This window comes from Pseudomonas sp. MWU13-3659, from assembly GCF_023757525.1.
In the GTDB taxonomy this organism is placed as follows: Bacteria; Pseudomonadota; Gammaproteobacteria; order Pseudomonadales; family Pseudomonadaceae; genus Aquipseudomonas; species Aquipseudomonas entomophila_E.
The window spans coordinates 228950-247756 of the sequence record NZ_JAMSHW010000005.1 but is presented as its reverse complement, the minus strand read 5'-3'; the positions used below and the strand labels follow the sequence as shown (position 1 = coordinate 247756).

Here is an 18807-nt window from a genome sequence, read left to right as displayed (position 1 = left end):
ATTGGTAGCCAGTCATGTCCCTCGATATCGTCATTCTCGCCGCAGGCCAGGGCACTCGTATGCGTTCCGCACTGCCCAAGGTGCTGCACCCGGTCGCCGGCAACTCCATGCTTGGCCATGTTATCCACAGCGCGCGCCAGCTGCAGCCCCAAGGTATCCACGTGGTCATCGGCCATGGCGCCGAGCAGGTACGCGAGCGACTGGCCGCAGACGATCTGAACTTCGTCATGCAGGACAAACAACTCGGTACCGGCCATGCCGTGGCTCAGGCGCTGCCGGCAATTGCTTCTGAAACCGTGCTGGTGCTGTACGGCGATGTGCCGTTGATCGAGGTGGAAACCCTGCAGCGCCTGCTGGCCAAGGTCAGCGAGCAGCAATTGGGCCTGCTCACCGTGACGTTGCAGGACCCGACGGGTTACGGTCGCATCGTGCGCGACGCGGCGGGTAACGTGACTGCTATCGTCGAGCACAAGGACGCCAGCGAAGCGCAGAAGGCGATCAAGGAAGGCAACACCGGCATTCTCGCCATGCCCGCAGCGCGCTTGGCCGACTGGATGGGCCGTTTGTCCAACAACAACGCCCAGGGCGAGTACTACCTCACCGATGTGATCGCCATGGCCGTATCCGACGGCCTGGTGGTAGCCACCGAGCAACCCCACGATCCAATGGAGGTGCAAGGGGCGAACGACCGCCGCCAGCTGTCCGAACTTGAGCGTCATTACCAGCTGCGTGAAGGCCGCCGCCTAATGGCCCAGGGCGTGACCCTGCGTGATCCTGCGCGTTTCGACGTGCGTGGCGAAGTCATCGTCGGCCGCGATGTGCTGATCGATATCAACGTGATTCTCGAAGGCAAGGTGGTCATCGAGGATGACGTGCAGATCGGCCCCAACTGCGTGATCAAGGACAGCACCCTGCGCAAGGGCGTGGTGATCAAGGCCAACAGCCATATCGAAGGCGCGGTGATGGGCGAAGGCAGCGACGCCGGCCCGTTCGCTCGCCTGCGTCCAGGCAGTGTGCTGGACGCCAAGGCCCATGTGGGTAACTTCGTCGAACTGAAGAACGCGCACCTGGGCGAGGGCGCCAAGGCTGGTCACCTGACCTACCTGGGGGATGCCGAGATCGGCGCGCGCACCAACATCGGTGCCGGTACCATTACCTGCAACTACGATGGTGCCAACAAGTTCCGCACCGTAATGGGCGAGGATGTGTTCATCGGTTCCAACAACTCGCTGGTGGCACCTGTGGAAATCCAGGCCGGGGCCACCACGGCGGCGGGTTCGACCATCACTCAGGCGGTGGAAGGCGGGCAACTGGCTGTAGCACGGGCCCGTCAACGCAATATCGACGGCTGGAAACGGCCAGAGAAGATCAAGAAGAGCTGATTATCCACAGCCCTTTCGATCGAAAGCCGACTTATGTGAATAAGTCGGCTTTTTTATTGTCTGTAGGAGCGGCTTTAGCCGCGATACAGGCAACGCGGTGCTCGCGGGTGATCGCGGCTAAAGCCGCTCCTACAACAGTTAGTTCCATGAAAGCGGGTCTATACGGCGAAGAGACTCTCGCAGAGCGAATGCGTCTTATGAACATCGGCCACTTATACACAGCCTGCGATTTCTGATCGCTAACCTTGACGAATCCCCAAACTTGAGTTTTGATTGCAACCATTATCTTTCGAATCGAAACTTAAGAGCCAATGTCGAAACGAAACACGCCCCAACGCCGCCGTAACATACTGGCCTTGCTCAGCGAGCAGGGCGAGGTAAGTGTGGATGCGCTGGCCAAGCGCTTCGAAACCTCGGAAGTGACTATCCGCAAGGATCTCGCGGCGCTTGAATCCCACGGCCTGTTGCTGCGCCGCTACGGTGGTGCAGTACCCGTTCCGCAAGAAATGCTGGGCGAACCCGCACAGCCCGTTTCTGCTTACAAGAAAGCCATCGCCCGGGCCGCCGTGGGCCGGATTCGCGAACACGCGCGCATCATCATCGACAGCGGCAGCACCACGGCCGCCATGATCCCGGAGCTGGGGCGCCAGCCGGGGCTGGTGGTGATGACCAATTCCTTGAACGTGGCCCGCGCCATCAGCGAGCTCGAGCACGAGCCAGTGCTGCTGATGACCGGTGGCACTTGGGATCCGCATTCCGAATCGTTCCAGGGGCAGGTCGCCGAGCAGGTTCTGCGCTCCTACGATTTCGACCAGTTGTTCATTGGTGCCGATGGCATCGACCTCAACCGTGGCACTACGACCTTCAATGAACTGCTCGGCCTGAGCCGGGTCATGGCCGAAGTGGCCCGTGAGGTGATCGTGATGGTCGAGTCCGACAAGGTCGGACGCAAGATCCCCAACCTCGAGCTGCCCTGGGGCAGCGTGCACACCCTTATTACAGACGAACGCCTGCCCACAGCGGCACGCGAACACATTCAAGCCCGCGGCATCAACTTGATCTGTGCCGCGATCAGCCAGGAGCAATAACCATGTGTGGAATCGTTGGTGCCGTAGCCGAGCGCAACATCACAGCCATCCTCATCGAAGGCCTCAAACGCCTCGAGTACCGCGGCTATGACAGCGCCGGCCTGGCTGTTTACACCCAGCAGGGTGAACTGCAGCGTCGCCGCCGCATCGGCAAGGTCGCCGAACTGGACGCCGCCAATGCCGCCGACCCGCTGATCGGCCAGCTGGGCATCGCCCACACCCGTTGGGCCACCCATGGTGCGCCGACCGAGGGTAATGCCCACCCGCACTTCTCTGGCAGCGATGTAGCGGTGGTGCACAACGGCATCATCGAAAACCACGAAGAGCTGCGTGAGGAACTCAAGGGGCTGGGTTATGTGTTCGTCTCGCAGACTGACACCGAGGTCATCGTCCACCTGATCCACCACACCCTCAAGAGCATCCCGGACCTCACCGATGCCCTCAAGTCTGTAGTCAAGCGCCTGCACGGCGCCTATGGCCTGGCGTTGATCAACAAGGCTCAGCCCGATCGCCTGGTGGCCGCGCGCAGTGGCAGCCCGCTGGTGATCGGCCTGGGTCTCGGTGAAAACTTCCTCGCCTCCGACCAGTTGGCCCTGCGCCAGGTCACAGACCGCTTCATGTACCTGGAGGAGGGCGACATCGCCGAGATCCGCCGCGACCAGGTGAAGGTCTGGGATCAGGCCGGCCACCCCGTCCAGCGTGAAACCGTGCAGTATCACGAAGGCGCCGAAGCCGCCGACAAGGGCGCGTTCCGCCACTTCATGCTCAAGGAGATCCATGAGCAGCCGACCGTGGTGCAGCGTACCCTGGAAGGTCGCCTGGGCAAAGACCACGTCATGGTCCAAGCCTTCGGCCCGAAAGCGGCCGAGCTGTTCGCCAAAGTGCGTAATGTGCAGATCGTCGCCTGCGGTACCAGCTACCACGCCGGCATGGTTGCCCGTTACTGGCTCGAAAGCCTGGCCGGTATCCCGTGCCAGGTGGAAGTGGCCAGTGAGTTCCGCTACCGCAAGGTCGTTGTACAGCCAGACACCCTGTTCGTCTCCATCTCCCAGTCGGGCGAGACCGCCGATACCCTGGCAGCCCTGCGCAATGCCAAGGAGCTGGGCTTCCTGGGCAGCCTGGCGATCTGTAACGTTGGTATCAGCTCGCTGGTGCGTGAATCCGACCTGACCCTGCTGACCCTGGCGGGTCCGGAAATCGGTGTGGCTTCCACCAAGGCGTTCACCACCCAGCTGGTGTCGCTGATGCTGCTGACCCTGGCCCTGGGCCAAGTGCGCGGCACCCTGGAAGCCGGTGTCGAAGCCGAGCTGGTGGAAGAGCTGCGTCGCCTACCTGCGCGCCTGGGTGAAGCCCTGGCGATGGACAGCGTGGTCGAGAAGACCGCCGAGCTGTTCGCTGACAAGCACCACACCCTGTTCCTCGGCCGCGGTGCCCAGTACCCGGTGGCGATGGAAGGCGCGCTCAAGCTCAAGGAAATCTCCTACATCCACGCTGAAGCCTACCCGGCCGGTGAGCTCAAGCACGGCCCGCTGGCGCTGGTGGACAATGACATGCCGGTGGTCACCGTGGCGCCGAACAATGAGCTGCTGGAAAAGCTCAAGTCCAACCTGCAGGAAGTGCGCGCCCGTGGTGGCGAGCTGGTGGTATTCGCCGATGAGAACGCCGGCATGAGCAATGGCGAGGGCACCCACGTGATCAAGGTGCCGCACATCAACGACGCCTTGGCGCCGATCCTCTACACCATCCCGCTGCAGTTGCTGTCGTACTACGTCGCCGTGCTCAAGGGCACCGATGTCGACCAGCCGCGCAACCTGGCCAAGTCGGTGACGGTCGAGTAAGGCCATCGCAACATCCACTGTCGAGAAAACGCCCCTGCTAGCCAGGGGCGTTTTCATTTGCGGCAGCCACATCGGCATGACCAAACATGTTGTCCGGATCGTGACCCAGGTTGCAGTTCGTCATCTGAGGAAAACCCCTACGACCGGCATCTGGCATGGATCAATGTTTTCACACTGCGTTTCACCTAACGTCGCCGTCTCACCAGCAACCAAGGACGACAAGAAATGCAGATTCTGGAACGAAAGTACGATATTCAGCCGCTGGAGGACGCCGAGATGACCTTGCTGGTCAACGGTCTGCCCACCGTGGCGAGCGCGGGTGAAACCGTCCTCAGTGTGCTCAACGCGGTCGGCCTGCGCCAATTGGCAATCAATGATCACGGGCAGCTCAGCGGTGCTTATTGCGGCATGGGTGTCTGCCACTGCTGCCTGGTGCAGATCGATGGCCGGCCCAAGCGTCGAGCCTGCCAGACCGTGGTGAGGCCCGGCATGCGCGTGGAGACCGAGGTCAACCGCGTGCAAGAGGAGGAGCGTCCATGAGCCTGCGTCCTGTGATCGTTGGTGGTGGTTCGGCTGGCATGGGCGCGGCCATCGAGCTGGCCGAGCATGGTGTCGATTGCCTGTTGTTCGATGAAGCGTCGCGCCCTGGCGGGGTGGTCTATCGCGGCCCGCTGCGCGCGGGTGTCGACCTGGGGTACCTGGGGCCACGCTACACCAAGGCACTGAACAAGCTGCACGAGGATTTTGCCGCCAGCGCCCAACACATCGACCTGCGCCTGAACCACCGAGTGGTGGGTGGGGATGACCAGCGCCTGATGGTGCTCGACGGCGATGAGCAACTGCACGAGATCGACTATTCCCACCTGCTGCTGGCCGCCGGCTGTCATGAACGCAACGTGCCGTTCCCGGGCTGGACGCTACCGGGCGTCATCCTGCTGGGTGGGCTGCAACTGCAGATCAAGAGCGGCGTGGTCAAACCTCTGGGCAGCACCCTGATCGCCGGCACCGGGCCGCTGCTGCCGCTGGTGGCCTGCCAGCTGCACGCCGCTGGCGCCAAGGTCGCTGGCGTGTACGAAGCCTGTTCGTTCAACCGCATCGCCAAGGAAAGCCTGGCGCTGATGAACAAGCCGCAGTTGTTCCTCGATGGCTTGAGCATGCTCGCCTACATGAAGCTAAACGGTATCCCCATGCACTATGGCTGGGGTGTGGTTGGCGCCACTGGGGAAGGGGAGTTGCGCGAAGTCAGCGTTGCGCCCTATACCCAGGACTGGAAGCCGGACATGACCCGCGTCCAGCGCGAGTCGGTGCAGACGCTGGCCGTGGGCTACGGTTTCATCCCGCGCACCCAGCTCAGCCAGCAATTGGGGCTGGCGCATGGGTTCAGCGAGGACGGCTACCTGCGTGCCGAGTGCAACGTCTGGCAGCAGAGCAGCCGACCCAATGTGCACCTGGCCGGCGACATGGCCGGTATTCGTGGCGGGGAGGCGGCCATGCTGACCGGGCGTATCGCCGCGGTGTCGATGCTCCAGCAGATGGGCAAGCTCGATGCCGAGAACGCTATCGAACGGCGCGAGCGGTACCTGGGCAAGCTGGCGGCGATCAAGCGTTTCCGTTCTGGCGTGGAACGCTACACCGCGCGTGGCGCCGCACAGATCGACCTGCCACAGGCTGACACGGTGATCTGCCGCTGCGAGCACGTGACCCGCGACCAGATCGACCTGGCCCTGGAGCAGGGCGTGCAGGACATGGCCAGCCTGAAGATGCGCACCCGGGTGAGCATGGGCGACTGCCAGGGGCGCATGTGCGTCGGCTATTGCAGCGATCGCCTGCGCAGCGCCACCGGGCGCAAGGATGTAGGCTGGCTGCGGCCGCGCTTCCCGGTGGACCCGATTCCGTTTTCCGCATTCGAACAACTTGCCACGGAGGCCTGAGCATGAACAAGCATTACGACATCATCATTGCGGGCGGCGGGGTGATCGGGGCGTCCTGTGCCTACCAGTTGTCCAAGCGCGGCAACCTGAAGATCGCGCTGATCGATTGCAAGCGCCCAGGCAACGCCACCCGAGCTTCGGCGGGCGGGCTATGGGCCATCGGTGAATCGGTGGGGCTGGGGTGCGGGGTGATCTTCTTCCGCATGATGTCCACGCGTAGCAAGCGCGAGGCCCACGGCGCGGCCGTGGCGGTGGATTCCAGCACGCCGCATATCCTGCCGCAGTGCTTTTTCGATTTCGCCCTGCAGTCCAACGCGATTTATCCACAGCTGCACCAGGAATTGATCGAGCGCCACGGCATGGACTTCAAGTTCGAGCGCACCGGGCTCAAATACATCATCCAGGATGAAGAGGACCAGTTGTACGCCGAGCACATCGTCAAGCAGATCCCTCACCTGGCCGACCAGGTACGCTGGCTTGACCGTGATGCACTGCGTGCCACTGAGCCAGCGGTGACGTTGAAGGCCACCGGTGCGCTGGAGTTCCTGTGCGATCACCAGGTCAGCCCGTTCCGCCTGGGCGATGCGTTCATGGAGGCGGCGCGGCAAAACGGCGTCGACCTGTACCCCAACGTGAACATCACCGGCGTACTGCACGAAGGTTCGCGGATCAAGGGCGTGCGCACCGCCGAAGCCGGCGAGTTCCACTGCGGCACATTGATCAACGCTGCTGGCGCGTGGGCGGCCGAACTCAGTGAGTGGGCGACGGGGGAGAGCATTCCGGTCAAGCCGGTGAAGGGCCAGATCGTCCTGACCGAGCGCCTGCCCAAGCTGCTCGATGGCTGCCTGACCACCAGCGATTGCTACATGGCGCAGAAGGACAACGGCGAGATCCTGATCGGCAGCACGACCGAAGAGAAGGGCTTCGATGTCAGCAATACCTTCCCGGAGATCAATGGGTTGGTGCAGGGGGCGATACGCTGCGTGCCGCAGTTGGCACAGGTCAATCTCAAGCGTACCTGGGCCGGGCTGCGTCCGGGGTCACCGGATGAGCTGCCGATTCTCGGGCCTGTGGATAATGTTCAGGGCTATTTCAATGCCTGTGGACACTTCCGTACCGGGATTCTCACGTCGGCCATTACCGGGGTGCTGTTGGACAAGGTTGTCCACAATGAGGCGTTGCCGCTGGATATCACGCCGTTCCTGGCCTCGCGGTTTCGGGACGGGGTGGACAAGAAGCTGGCGCACGGCTGAAGACGGTTCGCCGGCAAGCCGGCTCCTACGGGGGAGCAAGCCTGCCGGCGGGGCGATCAGATCTGCATTGCCTTGCCATCCACATTCATCGCCGCCTGGCGCAGGGCCTCGGAACGGGTCGGGTGGGGGTGGCAGATCAAGGCGATGTCTTCGGCGGAGGCGGCGAACTCCATCGCCACGCAGAACTCACCGATCATCTCGCTGACGCTCGGGCCAACCAGATGCACGCCCAGTACTTCGTCGGTGTTGGCATCGGCGATGACCTTGGCGAAGCCCTCGGTCTCGTGGTTGATCTTGGCGCGGCTGTTGGCGGTGAAGGGGAACTTGCCGACCTTGTAGGCGCGGCCCTCGGCCTTGAGCTGCTCTTCGGTCTTGCCGACCGTGGCCAGTTCGGGGCGGGTATAGATGACGCCCGGAATCAGGTTGTAGTTGACCTCATGGGGCTTGCCGGCGATGCGCTCGATGCAGGCAACCGCTTCGTCCTCGGCCTTGTGCGCCAGCATGGAGCCTGAAGTGACGTCGCCGATCACCCAGATGCCGGGCACCGAACTGCGGTGGTGATCGTTGGCGAGCATGCCGCGCTTGTCGGTTTCCAGCCCCACGCTCTCCAGGTTCAGGCCCTGGGTGTATGGGCGCCGGCCGATGGCCACCAACACGTAGTCGGCCTGCAGGGTTTCGGCGGTGCCACCGGCGGCGGGCTCCAGGGTCAGGCTGACACCGTCGGCCGAGGCCGTGGCCTGAGTCACCTTGCTGCCGAGCTTGAAGGTCATGCCCTGCTTGGCCAAGGCCTTCTGCAGCGTCTTCGCAGTCTCGTTGTCGGTGCCTGGGCAGATGCGGTCCAGGTACTCGATCACGGTCACTTCGGCGCCCAGGCGACGCCATACCGAACCCAGCTCCAGGCCGATCACACCAGCGCCAATCACCACCAGGTGCTTGGGAACCTGGGGCAGAGCGAGCGCACCGGTGGAGTCGATGATGCGCTGGTTATCGATGGTCACGCCGGGCAGTGGCGTGGGTTCGGAGCCGGTGGCGATGACGATGTCCTTGGCCTGCAAGGTGGTCTCGCTGCCGTCCTCGGCCTTGACGATCACCTTGCCGACACCGTCCAGGCGGCCCCAGCCCTTGACCCAATCGACCTTGTTCTTGCGGAACAGGTACTCGATGCCCTTGGTCAGGCCGGTCACGCTCTCGTCTTTCTGCTTCATCATCTGGGCCAGGTTCAGGGTCGGCTTGACCTCGATACCCAGGTGCGCGAATTCCTCGCCACTGGCCGCTTCGAACAGCTCGGAGGCGTGCAGCAGTGCCTTGGAGGGCATGCAGCCCACGTTCAGGCAGGTGCCGCCGAGGGTCGAACGGCCTTCGACACAGGCCACGCTCAGACCCAGCTGGCCGGCACGGATGGCTGCGTTGTAGCCGCCGGGGCCGCCGCCGATGATCACCACGTCATAGGATTTCATGGGTTCTACTCCAGAGTGAGGAAGCGAAGAGGGGCACAAGGTTAGTCCGAGCGCGAAAGATTGTATACAATCTGTTGAGATCGCTGCGCCAGATAGTTCTAGACCATGGTCGCGATTAACGGAAACTTCGCACGAATGAACTACCCTGATCCGGTGACGTCCGTAATGTAAGGCGTGGCGTCCCGAATCAAAGATAGGGAGGGTCATGAATGCTTGCGCAACTTCCACCCGCGTTGCAGAGCCTGCACTTGCCTTTGCGCGTCAAGCTGTGGGACGGCAACCACTTCGATCTCGGGCCCAGCCCGCAGGTCACCATCCTGGTCAAGGAACCCCAACTGATCGCCCAGCTCACCCACCCCAGCCTGGCCGAGCTTGGTGCAGCCTTCGTCGAGGGCAAGCTGGAGCTGGAAGGCGATATCGGGGAGGTCATCCGCGTCTGTGACGAGCTCAGTGAAGCGCTGCTCAAGGGTGAAGACGAACCGCAGGCCGTCCGTACCGCGCACGACAAGCGCACCGACGCCGAAGCCATCTCCTATCACTACGACCTGTCCAATGAGTTCTATCAGCTGTGGCTGGATCCGGACATGGCCTACTCCTGCGCCTACTTCAAGGAGCCCGACAACACCCTGGCCCAGGCCCAACAGGACAAGTTCGATCTCCTGTGCCGCAAGCTGCGCTTGCAGGCCGGGGAGTACCTGCTCGATGTCGGTTGCGGCTGGGGTGGGCTGGCGCGTTTCGCTGCCCGTGAATACGGCGCCAGGGTGTTCGGTATCACCCTGAGCAAGGAGCAATTGCAGTTGGCCCGTGAACGGGTCAAGGAAGAGGGGCTGGACGACAAGGTCGACCTGCGGATTCTCGACTACCGCGACCTGCCCGAGGATGGCCGTTTCGACAAGGTGGTCAGTGTGGGCATGTTCGAACATGTCGGCCATGCCAACCTGGAACTGTATTGCCGGAAGTTGTTCAGCGCGGTGCGCGAGGGTGGCCTGGTGATGAACCACGGCATCACCGCCAAGCATGTGGACGGCCGCCCGGTCGGGCGTGGCGCGGGTGAGTTCATTGACCGCTATGTCTTCCCCCATGGCGAGCTGCCACACATCTCGATGATCAGCGCCAGCATTGGTGAGGTGGGCCTGGAAGTGGTGGATGTGGAGAGCTTGCGCCTGCACTACGCCAAGACCCTCAACCATTGGAGCGAGAACCTGGAGAACCAGCTGCACCGCGCGGCAGCGCTGGTGCCTGAGCAGGCCCTGCGTATCTGGCGCCTGTACCTGGCCGGCTGTGCCTACGCGTTCTCCAAGGGTTGGATCAACCTGCACCAGATTCTCGCTGTGAAACCCTACGCGGACGGCCACCATGACCTGCCGTGGACGCGTGAGGATCTCTACCGCTGAGACGCCAAGGGCCTGCTTCAAGCAGGCCCTTGGCTTTAAAGGATCGGTGAAATCAATCGCGCGATGCGCATCCCCAACTGTTGCAGGCGGTGGGTATCGCGACTGTCCTCCGCTGTGATCTCCCGTGCCTGGTCGAAGTCAGTTTGCAGCATTTGCTCCACCTGGTCCGCGAAGGCTCGATCGACGGTCAGCAGGGTGATCTCGAAATTCAGGCGGAAGGAGCGGTTGTCCAGGTTGGCGCTGCCGATCGCGCTTACCTCATCGTCCACCAGCACCACCTTCTGGTGCAGGAACCCCGGCTGGTAACGGAACATGCGCACCCCGGCACGTACCGCCTCGAAGGCGAACAGGCTGGAGGCGGCGTAGACGATGCGATGATCCGGGCGCGAGGGGATCAGGACGCGAACATCCACCCCGCGCAACACAGCCAGGCGCAGGGCCGCGAAAATCGCTTCGTCGGGTATGAAGTAGGGGCTGGTGATCCACACGCGGCGGGTGGCCGAGTGGATGGCCTCGAGGAAGAACAGCGCACAGGTTTCCTGCGGGTCCGCCGGGCCACTGGCCAGCGCCTGGCAGAGCACGCCGTTCTCGGGGTAGGTGTCTGGCAGGATCAGCGGCGGCAGCTGGCGCGTGGCCCAGTACCAGTCCTCGGCGAACGACTCCTGCAGGCAGGCCAGCACCGGGCCGGCGATCTGCACATGGGTGTCGCGCCAGGGCGACAGATGGGGATTGGCGCCGAGGTACTCATCCCCCACGTTGTGCCCACCCAGGAAACCACGCAAGCCATCCACCACGACGATCTTGCGGTGGTTGCGGAAGTTGACCTGGAAGCGGTTGAACCAACCGCGGCGGGTGGCGAACGCCTGGATCTGCACACCGCCGTCCCGCAGCACCTGGCTGTAGCTGCCCGGCAAGGCGTGGCTGCCGACCCGGTCATAGAGCACGAATACCTGTACCCCTTCGGCGGCCTTTCGTATCAGCAACTGTTGCAACTGCCTGCCCAGGGCATCGTCGTGGATGATGAAGAATTGCACCAGCACCGTGTTCCGGGCGGCTTCGATGGCAGAGAAGATCGCCTTGAAGGTGGCTTCGCCGTCGATCAGCAGCTTGACCTCATTATTGGCCAGGCAAGGCATCCGCCCGAGCTTGGGCATCGCTCGCAAGGCTGCGTAACTGTCGGACTCGCGCGCGGTCAACGCCTCTTCCACCCAGGGGCGCCAGTTGAGGTTGGCCATGGCCACGTGCATTTCCTGGTTGGCCTGGCGGCGCGCCTGGATATAGGCGTAGAACGAACGGGCCCCGAAGATCAGGTAGGGGATGAGGGTGAAGTAGGGGATGAACAGCAATGACAAGGCCCATGCGATCGCACCTTGTGCGGTGCGTACGGTGAACACCGCGTGTAGCGCAGCGATGATGCCGAGCAGATGAATCAGGCCGATCAAGTAACCGAAGAAGTAGGGGCTGTGGTAATCCATACGCATCCTGCTTGCCAATCACACTGCTGCCTAACAGACCACGTTCGTGGGGTGGGCTGCAACCTGTGGGGGAAAATGACGTCTAACGGCACAGTCCGGCCGGAGCCGGTATTTCGAGGAGCCTAGATCCATGAAGATTCGTCTGCCACTGCTTGCCCTGGTCCTGGGACTGGGCAGCCCGCTGGTACATGCGCAGATGTTGCAACCCGGCTTGTGGGAGCTGACCACCAGCAACATGCAGGTCGATGGCAAGCCATTGCCGGACATGGCCTTCATGCTGGGCCAACTGAAGAACCTGCCGCCCGAACAGCGGGCAATGATGGAGGGGGTGCTAGCCAAGCAGGGCATTAGCGTGGGTGGCAAGGGCGTGCGCTCGTGCCTGACGCCGGAGCAGGTCCGCACCAATGACATCCCGCTGCAGGATCCGCAGTCCGGGTGCACCCAGAAGATCACCGAGCGCACTGGCAATGTCTGGAAGTTCCAGTTCAGCTGCCCGAAGGCTCAGGGGCAAGGCCAGGCCACGTTCCTCAGCGACCGGGAGTTCCTGACCAAGGTCAATGGCACCTTCAATGCGTCTGGGGTTCAGCAGGCCGGCAGCATGGACACCCGGGCGGTATGGCTGGGCAACGACTGTGGAACAGTGAAGCCGCGCAGCTGATCGCCTCACCTCTGGAAACGACTCACCGCCACCGCGTCGTGGGCATGCAGGCTTTCTGCATGTTCCACGCGCACAGTGAACCCCGCGACCCAATCGATCTGGCGCAAGGCCAGGTTCAGGCGTCGGGCGGCATCTTCGCAGAACATCAGGTTCTGTCCATTTGCCAAGGCGAAGGCCTGCTCGTCGGCACGCTTCACAGCGGTCTGTACCGCTGTGCCCAGGGCAGCTTCGGCCTTGTCGATCAACGCGGTGATCGGCATCTCATCTCCCACCAGGTGTACCTTTAGCTTGGCCATGCTGCGCTGGCTATGGGGTGTTGCAACGATACCGCTGCTGCTGCCCAACCATGCCCTCATGCTCTGCCTGTTCGGTACCTCTTCCGCGAAATCCCTGTCGAACTGCGCCTGGATCAGCTGCCTGGCCAGCGCCGCTGAGCAAGGGCAGGTCGAGGAGTAGGGAATGTCTACGGATAGTTCCACGTGGAACATTTCATTGTTCAGTCGCGTATCGATGGTCACGGGGTAGCGTTTCCAACCGGCCAGCGGGCTGACCAGAGCAGGGCGCTTGAGCAGGTGATCGAACTGCAGGCGCAGGTGAGCGCTGTGCGAAAGGCCCTCATGACTGAGCAGGAACTGCCCGAGTACCCGGCGAATGAGCCATGGGGTCAGCGCTTCTCCTTCCAGCGCCTCCAGCGCCAGGTACAGCCGTGACATATGAATGCCCCGCGCCGAGCCGTCATCCAGGCTGACCCCCGCATCGGCGAACGCACTCAGGTGGCGCCCCTCGAACTGCAACGGCACGGCAATACCGCACATGCCCACCCAGTCCAGTGGCAAGGGTTGTTGTGCACTCTGTTTGGCGATATCGGGAAGGGTAAGGCTGGTCATGGCAAGTTCCTGGGAAGGGGGCGTTCAGCGGCAGCCGCCGATCAGGCTGCAATGCAGGTCAAAGCGTTGGCCGCTGGAACTGGAAACACGATTGAGGGTGGTCCAGCCGACGCGCCGGCTGTAGCCGACCCAGGCTTCACCGTCGCTGGCCAGGCCGGTGAAGAAGGTCAGCGGGCCATGGCGGCTGTTGGTTTGCGCCCACAACCGTTTGCCTGCCACTTCATAGCCGCGCAGGTAGAAGGTGCTGCCTTCGGTGCGAACACTGTAGTAGTTGCCCTGGCTGTCCTGGCAGGCGAGCAAGGTGGCGCTGCGGGTGCAAAGGGCGAGGTCGGTGTGGGGCATGGCAAATATCGGGGCCGGCAGGATGACCAGCAGCAATGCAGCGATGCCAAGTGATTTCATGGCGCTCTCCAGACAACCGTTCGGCCAAAGCGGCTTGGCTAAATTGTATTGTTATAATATAACATTGTGCAATGCATCGTTTCGAATGCGCCCGCCCGATGAGGTTCGTCATGCCCAACCGTCTTCCCGTCACCGTGCTGTCCGGCTTCCTGGGCGCCGGCAAGAGCACGCTGCTCAACCATGTCCTGCGCAATCGCGACGACCTGCGTGTCGCGGTGATCGTCAATGACATGAGTGAAATCAATATCGATGCCAGTGAAGTCCAGCGCAATGTCAGCCTCAACCGCGCCGAAGAAAAACTGGTGGAGATGAGCAATGGCTGCATCTGCTGCACCCTGCGCGAAGACCTGCTGGAGGAAGTTGCCCGGCTGGCGCGGGAGGGACGCTTCGATTACCTGTTGATCGAGTCGACCGGCATCTCCGAACCCTTGCCGGTGGCCGAGACGTTCACGTTCCGTGACGAACAGGGCCGCAGCCTCTCCGACATGGCGCGGCTGGATACCATGGTCACGGTAGTCGACGGCCTCAATTTCCTGCGCGACTACCAGGCTGCCGACAGCCTTGCCAGCCGTGGTGAAACCTTGGGTGAGGAGGATGAGCGTTCGATCAGCGACCTGTTGATTGAACAGGTCGAATTCGCCGATGTGCTGTTGCTGAGCAAGATCGACCTGATCAGCCAACACGAACGTGAAGAATTGATCGCCATTCTGCGCGGCCTCAATGCCCGAGCACAGATCCTGCCCATGGTGATGGGCCAGGTCGCGCTTTCGCGCATCCTCGACACCGGTCTTTTCGATTTCGACCAGGCCGCCCAGGCACCGGGCTGGTTACAGGAACTGCGGGGCGAGCATGTGCCGGAAACCGAGGAGTACGGTATCGCCGCGACCACCTGGCAGGCGCGCCGGCCGTTCCATCCGCAACGCTTCCACGACTTTATCCACAAACCCTGGAGCAATGGGCGGTTGCTGCGCTCGAAGGGGTTCTTCTGGCTTGCCAGCAAGTATCAGGAAGCCGGCAGTTGGTCCCAGGCCGGTGGCATGATGCGTCATGGCCTGGCAGGTCGCTGGTGGCGCTTTGTGCCACGTGAACAGTGGCCGCAGGATGGAGACGATCGGGCCGCGATTCTCAAGCAGTGGTCGCCTGAAGCGGGCGACTGCCGGCAGGAACTGGTGTTCATCGGGCAGAACATCGACTTTGCAAGGTTATCCACAGAGCTGGATGCCTGTCTGCTGGATGATGACGAAATGGAACTGGGACCGCTGGCCTGGTTACGGCTGCCTGATCCGTTCGGTGGCTGGCACGAAGAGGTGGCCGCGTGAGGGCTGTGGATATCCGCCAGGCGTTCGGTGCGTCGCCCCAGGTCATGACGGAGATTCTTCAGGAGGGCGTCAACCTGGCGGTATGGCAGCGACGGCTGCCCGCCCAGGTAGAAGACTTCGCCGCACTGGTACTCAGCCTTGGCCAGACGCTGACGGATGAGCGGGTGATCGAGGTGGATGAGCGTCAGCCACCCCGGCTGCCAGGTTTGCTCAGGGAGACGCAGGACCTACATGGCTATGACGGCTTTGTCGCCGACGTGTGCTGGCTGGTGGCGGCCTACACCTGCCTGTTGGGCGCTCGACGGGTCGGGTTGCGTCTGCGTGTGCTGGACAGTGCGATGTGCCCCCGTTTCCATGTGGATCATGTGCCGCTGCGGTTGTTGAGCAGTTATGCAGGCGCAGGCAGCGAGTGGTTGGAAGAAGCTGCAATTGATCGATCACGCTTGCTCGGTGACCAGCCGTCTGTGGATAACATTCGTCGCCTGGCGGTGGGTGATGTCGCATTGCTCAAGGGTGAGAAATGGCACGGTAACGAGGGTGCCGGACTTATCCACCGTTCGCCGCAGGCTTCTTCAAATGAGCGGCGGCTATTGCTGAGCCTGGATTGGTTGGCCTAAGTATCACCCACTATCGCGCCGGGAACTGTAGGAGCGGCTTTAGCCGCGATGCAGGCAACGCAGTGTCTGGCACCCGCTTGGCGGGTGATCGCGGCTGAAGCCGCTCCTACAGAGTGTGTGTGTCGTGTTGCTTTGGCTCGCGATAGACTTGCATCAACCCCGACCCGACACCGAGCCATGCTGCAGAACATTCCCACTCATGTGATCGCCGGCCCTTTGGGGGCCGGCAAGACCAGCTTGATCCGCCATCTGATGAGCCAGCGTCCGGCTAACGAACGCTGGGCGGTGCTGGTCAACGAATTCGGGCAGATTGGCTTGGATGCCGCACTGTTGGCCGGCGATGAAGACGGCATTGCCATTGGCGAAGTGGCGGGGGGCTGCCTGTGCTGCGTCAACGGCGCGCCGTTCCAGGTCGGGCTGGGACGTCTCCTGCGCAAGGCACGCCCCGATCGCTTGTTCATCGAGCCTTCGGGCCTGGGTCATCCCCTGCAGTTGCTTCAACAACTGGAGCAAGTACCTTGGACGGACGTATTGGCCGTGCAACCACTGCTCATGGTGCTGGATGCCCAGGCCCTGGCCCATGGCGAAGCCTTGCCTGAAGCGCAGCAATTGGCGTTGCCCACTTCAGGGTTGCTGGTGTTGAACAAGTCGTCCCCTGTGGACAGCCAGACTCGCCTGTTGATAACTGACAGACTACCCGAGCTACCTAAGGTTTGGGTTGATCATGGCGCCCTGCCGTTGATCCGGCTGCCAGGGTTTTCCACAGAAGGGAAGGGCAGTTCTGATACAAGCCGACAGCTTGTGGACAATCCAGGTCCGGCGCTTGCCGCCCTGTGGACAGATCCAAGCCGGCCGCTATGCCAGGCCCAGCAGGGCGAAGGTGGCTGGAGCATCGGCTGGCGCTGGCACCCCAGCCAACGCTTCGACGCGGCGAGATTGCGTGCCTTTCTCCAGGCCTGGCCATGGCGCCGGGCCAAGGGTGTTATCCACAGCGACCTGAGCTGGCTGTCGTTCAATGGGCTCGATGGGCAGTTGCCCGACTGGCAGCCGAGCGAATGGCGTAAGGATTCGCGCATGGAACTGATTTTCGCCGAGGCGCAACCCGTGGACGAGCTGCAGGAGGCGCTTGCCGCGTGCCGGCTGTGCGCCTGATCAGTTGCGCCAGCGGTTGTGCTCCTGGCGCCATTGCTGCATTTCGATGACGTTGTCGGTGCGCGGCGGCGTCTTGATCTCGAAGGGATAGGGCGCGAGTTCGATCTGCATGGTGTGGGCGCCGAACTGCGTGACGGTGCCGGGATGGCGCTGCTCACCGGTAACGGTGAATTCGAAGTTGTAGATGCGCGCAAGCCGCTTTCTGCCATTGGCGTCGCGCACGAAGGCGATGCGCTTGAGCGCCACGGCGTCGTCGAGCAGTTCCAGGTCGAGCTTGGCGCAATGCTGCTTGACCCGGGCCAGGGCCTTTTCGCGCAGCCCGTGGTTGTGCCACAGCCAGGCGCCTGCGGTCGCCACCAGCATCAGGACGAAAAGGTTTTCCAGGGTCAGCATTTGCGTAAGCTCCAGACAGGTCGATCCAGCTTAACTGCGTCTCTGGCCTGTCGTACAGATGGCAATCGGGTTCATACTGCGGGCCGCACACTTATCCACACAGTTTCGGAATAGCCCTGCATGAAACGTACGCCGCACTTGCTCGCCATTCAGTCCCACGTGGTCTTTGGACACGCCGGCAACAGCGCCGCGGTGTTTCCCATGCAGCGGGTCGGGGTCAACGTCTGGCCGCTCAACACCGTGCAGTTCTCCAACCATACTCAGTATGGACAGTGGGCCGGGGAAGTGCTTGCCCCTGCGCAAATTCCCGCGTTGGTGGAAGGCATTTCCAATATCGGCGAGCTGGGCAACTGCGATGCGGTGCTGTCGGGTTACCTGGGCAGCGCCGAGCAGGGCCGGGCGATCCTGGCCGGGGTCGCGCGAATCAAGGCGGTCAACCCCAAGGCGTTGTACCTGTGCGACCCGGTCATGGGCCACGCCGAAAAAGGCTGCATCGTCCCTGCCGAGGTGAGCGAGTTCCTGCTCGAAGAGGCCGTCGCCAAGGCCGACATACTCTGCCCCAACCAGCTTGAACTGGACAGCTTCTGCGGCCGGCGTGCCGAGTCCCTCGAGGATTGCGTGGGCATGGCCCGTGGCCTGCTGGCGCGTGGACCACGCATCGTGTTGGTCAAGCACCTGAACTACCCTGGGCGCGCCGACGACGCGTTCGAAATGCTGCTGGTGACGAACGAGGAGAGCTGGCACCTGCGCCGGCCTCTGCTGGCCTTCCCTCGCCAGCCGGTCGGGGTGGGGGACCTGACCTCGGGGCTGTTCCTGGCCCGGCTGCTGCTGGGGGACAGCGACGTGCAGGCATTCGAGTTCGCGGCGGCGGCGGTGCATGAGGTGCTACTGGAAACCCAGGCCTGCGCCAGCTACGAACTGCAGCTGGTGCGGGCCCAGGATCGCATCGCCCACCCACGGGTGCGCTTCGAGGCGCAGCGACTCTTGTACTAGATGGTGTCGGTCTTCAGGTCCTGATAGCGCTGCTCCAACTCCTGGCGGATCTGGCGGCGCTGCTGGCCCTGCAGGAAGCGGCGCTTTTCTTCGCTGGACTGGGGCTGGCGCGGTGGCACTTTCACCGGACGGCGGTCGTCGTCGACCGCGACCATGGTGAAGAAGCAGCTGTTGGAGTGGCGCACCGAACGCTCGCGAATGTTCTCGGTAACCACCTTGATACCCACTTCCATCGAGGTGTTGCCGGTGTAGTTGACCGATGCCAGGAAGGTGACCAGCTCTCCGACATGCACAGGCTCGCGGAAGATCACCTGGTCCACCGACAGGGTGACCACGTAGGTGCCGGCATAACGGCTGGCGCAGGCATAGGCCACTTCGTCGAGGTATTTGAGCAGGGTGCCGCCGTGTACGTTGCCAGAGAAGTTGGCCATGTCCGGTGTCATCAGGACGGTCATGGTCAACTGGGCGTTTCCAGGTTCCATAGAGAGCTCACGGTGAATTTGCGCTGAATCGGGGCGGGTATCTGCAGACACTTCTGTTCCCCTCTTTTGAGGTTTCCCATCCTGGT

18 protein-coding genes are annotated in these 18807 nt (G+C 62.6%); 12 read left to right on the top strand and 6 right to left on the bottom strand.

The genetic code is table 11. From position 1 onward, the window contains the following. The first annotated feature begins 14 nt into the window (after positions 1-14). The 6 genes from glmU to hcnC all read left to right on the top strand — a co-directional run bounded on the left by glmU (position 15) and on the right by hcnC (position 7492). On the top strand, positions 15-1382 hold the full coding sequence (gene glmU, locus NGM28_RS09525; RefSeq protein WP_252089900.1) for a bifunctional UDP-N-acetylglucosamine diphosphorylase/glucosamine-1-phosphate N-acetyltransferase GlmU: 1368 nt from the start codon (positions 15-17) through the stop codon (positions 1380-1382). A 311-nt stretch (positions 1383-1693) separates the two neighbouring features. Then, positions 1694-2470 carry a DeoR/GlpR family DNA-binding transcription regulator gene (locus tag NGM28_RS09520; RefSeq protein WP_240064183.1) on the top strand — a complete coding sequence of 259 codons (777 nt, stop codon included), beginning with the start codon at positions 1694-1696 and terminating at the stop codon, positions 2468-2470. A gap of 2 nt (positions 2471-2472) precedes the next feature. After that, positions 2473-4308 carry a glutamine--fructose-6-phosphate transaminase (isomerizing) gene (gene glmS, locus NGM28_RS09515; RefSeq protein WP_240064184.1) on the top strand — a complete coding sequence of 612 codons (1836 nt, stop codon included), beginning with the start codon at positions 2473-2475 and terminating at the stop codon, positions 4306-4308. Positions 4309-4533: 225 nt separating this feature from the next. Further along, the gene (gene hcnA, locus NGM28_RS09510) at positions 4534-4848 is read left to right on the top strand and encodes a cyanide-forming glycine dehydrogenase subunit HcnA (RefSeq protein WP_240064185.1); all 315 of its coding nucleotides are present in this window, start codon (positions 4534-4536) and stop codon (positions 4846-4848) included. Continuing rightward, positions 4845-6239: a cyanide-forming glycine dehydrogenase subunit HcnB gene (gene hcnB / locus NGM28_RS09505; RefSeq protein ID WP_252089899.1), complete on the top strand. Its 1395-nt coding sequence runs from the start codon at positions 4845-4847 to the stop codon at positions 6237-6239. The genes hcnA and hcnB overlap by 4 nt, the downstream gene beginning before the upstream one ends. Before the next feature lie 2 nt (positions 6240-6241). After that, positions 6242-7492: a cyanide-forming glycine dehydrogenase subunit HcnC gene (hcnC, locus tag NGM28_RS09500; RefSeq protein ID WP_240064187.1), complete on the top strand. Its 1251-nt coding sequence runs from the start codon at positions 6242-6244 to the stop codon at positions 7490-7492. A 56-nt stretch (positions 7493-7548) separates the two neighbouring features. On the opposite strand, the gene lpdA is transcribed toward hcnC, so the two are convergent. Beyond that, positions 7549-8949 (bottom strand): dihydrolipoyl dehydrogenase, encoded by a 1401-nt coding sequence (lpdA, locus tag NGM28_RS09495; protein ID WP_252089898.1) that lies wholly within the window; start codon positions 8947-8949, stop codon positions 7549-7551. 209 nt (positions 8950-9158) lie between these two features. On the opposite strand from lpdA, the gene cfaB reads away from it, so the two are divergent. Further along, entirely contained in the window at positions 9159-10343 is a 1185-nt protein-coding gene (cfaB, locus tag NGM28_RS09490) for a C17 cyclopropane fatty acid synthase CfaB (protein WP_240064189.1), read from the top strand. 35 nt (positions 10344-10378) lie between these two features. On the opposite strand, the gene cls is transcribed toward cfaB, so the two are convergent. Then, positions 10379-11818 carry a cardiolipin synthase gene (gene cls / locus NGM28_RS09485; RefSeq protein WP_252089897.1) on the bottom strand — a complete coding sequence of 480 codons (1440 nt, stop codon included), beginning with the start codon at positions 11816-11818 and terminating at the stop codon, positions 10379-10381. A gap of 130 nt (positions 11819-11948) precedes the next feature. Between cls and NGM28_RS09480 the strand changes: the two genes are divergently transcribed. After that, positions 11949-12476 (top strand): DUF3617 domain-containing protein, encoded by a 528-nt coding sequence (locus NGM28_RS09480; protein WP_240064191.1) that lies wholly within the window; start codon positions 11949-11951, stop codon positions 12474-12476. 5 nt (positions 12477-12481) lie between these two features. Here NGM28_RS09480 and folE2 read toward each other — a convergent pair whose 3' ends face one another. Both folE2 and NGM28_RS09470 read right to left on the bottom strand, forming a co-directional pair. Next, the gene (gene folE2, locus NGM28_RS09475; RefSeq protein WP_353620517.1) at positions 12482-13363 is read right to left on the bottom strand and encodes a GTP cyclohydrolase FolE2; all 882 of its coding nucleotides are present in this window, start codon (positions 13361-13363) and stop codon (positions 12482-12484) included. Positions 13364-13387: 24 nt separating this feature from the next. Then, complete coding sequence (locus tag NGM28_RS09470; protein ID WP_240064192.1) at positions 13388-13765, bottom strand: glutamine synthetase; 378 nt, start codon at positions 13763-13765, stop codon at positions 13388-13390. A gap of 110 nt (positions 13766-13875) precedes the next feature. On the opposite strand from NGM28_RS09470, the gene zigA reads away from it, so the two are divergent. From zigA to NGM28_RS09455, 3 genes are all read left to right on the top strand, one after another. Continuing rightward, positions 13876-15084 carry a zinc metallochaperone GTPase ZigA gene (gene zigA, locus NGM28_RS09465; RefSeq protein WP_252089896.1) on the top strand — a complete coding sequence of 403 codons (1209 nt, stop codon included), beginning with the start codon at positions 13876-13878 and terminating at the stop codon, positions 15082-15084. A gap of 44 nt (positions 15085-15128) precedes the next feature. After that, positions 15129-15701: a DUF1826 domain-containing protein gene (locus tag NGM28_RS09460; RefSeq protein WP_240064227.1), complete on the top strand. Its 573-nt coding sequence runs from the start codon at positions 15129-15131 to the stop codon at positions 15699-15701. Positions 15702-15878: 177 nt separating this feature from the next. Beyond that, positions 15879-16853, top strand: a complete 975-nt coding sequence (locus NGM28_RS09455; RefSeq protein ID WP_252089895.1) for a CobW family GTP-binding protein — start codon at positions 15879-15881, stop codon at positions 16851-16853. Here NGM28_RS09455 and NGM28_RS09450 read toward each other — a convergent pair whose 3' ends face one another. Beyond that, positions 16854-17246, bottom strand: coding sequence for a DUF3301 domain-containing protein (locus NGM28_RS09450; protein ID WP_023629680.1), 393 nt, complete (start codon positions 17244-17246; stop codon positions 16854-16856). A gap of 120 nt (positions 17247-17366) precedes the next feature. On the opposite strand from NGM28_RS09450, the gene pdxY reads away from it, so the two are divergent. Next, positions 17367-18239: a pyridoxal kinase PdxY gene (pdxY, locus tag NGM28_RS09445; RefSeq protein ID WP_240064195.1), complete on the top strand. Its 873-nt coding sequence runs from the start codon at positions 17367-17369 to the stop codon at positions 18237-18239. Here the strand turns inward: pdxY and NGM28_RS09440 are convergent. After that, entirely contained in the window at positions 18236-18721 is a 486-nt protein-coding gene (locus tag NGM28_RS09440) for an acyl-CoA thioesterase (RefSeq protein ID WP_240064196.1), read from the bottom strand. The two genes, pdxY and NGM28_RS09440, sit on opposite strands and share 4 nt — an antisense overlap. Positions 18722-18807: the final 86 nt, after the last annotated feature.

What these genes read in the sequence shown, in the direction of transcription:
- NGM28_RS09520 (WP_240064183.1), top strand. Translation starts at nt 1,694, where the DNA reads ATGTCGAAACGAAACACGCCCCAACGCCGCCGTAACATACTGGCCTTG.
- cls (WP_252089897.1), bottom strand. Translation starts at nt 11,818, where the DNA reads ATGGATTACCACAGCCCCTACTTCTTCGGTTACTTGATCGGCCTGATT.
- hcnB (WP_252089899.1), top strand. Translation starts at nt 4,845, where the DNA reads ATGAGCCTGCGTCCTGTGATCGTTGGTGGTGGTTCGGCTGGCATGGGC.
- cfaB (WP_240064189.1), top strand. Translation starts at nt 9,159, where the DNA reads ATGCTTGCGCAACTTCCACCCGCGTTGCAGAGCCTGCACTTGCCTTTG.
- pdxY (WP_240064195.1), top strand. Translation starts at nt 17,367, where the DNA reads ATGAAACGTACGCCGCACTTGCTCGCCATTCAGTCCCACGTGGTCTTT.
- NGM28_RS09455 (WP_252089895.1), top strand. Translation starts at nt 15,879, where the DNA reads ATGCTGCAGAACATTCCCACTCATGTGATCGCCGGCCCTTTGGGGGCC.
- lpdA (WP_252089898.1), bottom strand. Translation starts at nt 8,949, where the DNA reads ATGAAATCCTATGACGTGGTGATCATCGGCGGCGGCCCCGGCGGCTAC.
- glmU (WP_252089900.1), top strand. Translation starts at nt 15, where the DNA reads ATGTCCCTCGATATCGTCATTCTCGCCGCAGGCCAGGGCACTCGTATG.
- glmS (WP_240064184.1), top strand. Translation starts at nt 2,473, where the DNA reads ATGTGTGGAATCGTTGGTGCCGTAGCCGAGCGCAACATCACAGCCATC.
- NGM28_RS09450 (WP_023629680.1), bottom strand. Translation starts at nt 17,246, where the DNA reads ATGCTGACCCTGGAAAACCTTTTCGTCCTGATGCTGGTGGCGACCGCA.
- folE2 (WP_353620517.1), bottom strand. Translation starts at nt 13,363, where the DNA reads ATGACCAGCCTTACCCTTCCCGATATCGCCAAACAGAGTGCACAACAA.
- hcnA (WP_240064185.1), top strand. Translation starts at nt 4,534, where the DNA reads ATGCAGATTCTGGAACGAAAGTACGATATTCAGCCGCTGGAGGACGCC.
- hcnC (WP_240064187.1), top strand. Translation starts at nt 6,242, where the DNA reads ATGAACAAGCATTACGACATCATCATTGCGGGCGGCGGGGTGATCGGG.
- NGM28_RS09470 (WP_240064192.1), bottom strand. Translation starts at nt 13,765, where the DNA reads ATGAAATCACTTGGCATCGCTGCATTGCTGCTGGTCATCCTGCCGGCC.
- NGM28_RS09460 (WP_240064227.1), top strand. Translation starts at nt 15,129, where the DNA reads ATGACGGAGATTCTTCAGGAGGGCGTCAACCTGGCGGTATGGCAGCGA.
- zigA (WP_252089896.1), top strand. Translation starts at nt 13,876, where the DNA reads ATGCCCAACCGTCTTCCCGTCACCGTGCTGTCCGGCTTCCTGGGCGCC.
- NGM28_RS09480 (WP_240064191.1), top strand. Translation starts at nt 11,949, where the DNA reads ATGAAGATTCGTCTGCCACTGCTTGCCCTGGTCCTGGGACTGGGCAGC.
- NGM28_RS09440 (WP_240064196.1), bottom strand. Translation starts at nt 18,721, where the DNA reads ATGGAACCTGGAAACGCCCAGTTGACCATGACCGTCCTGATGACACCG.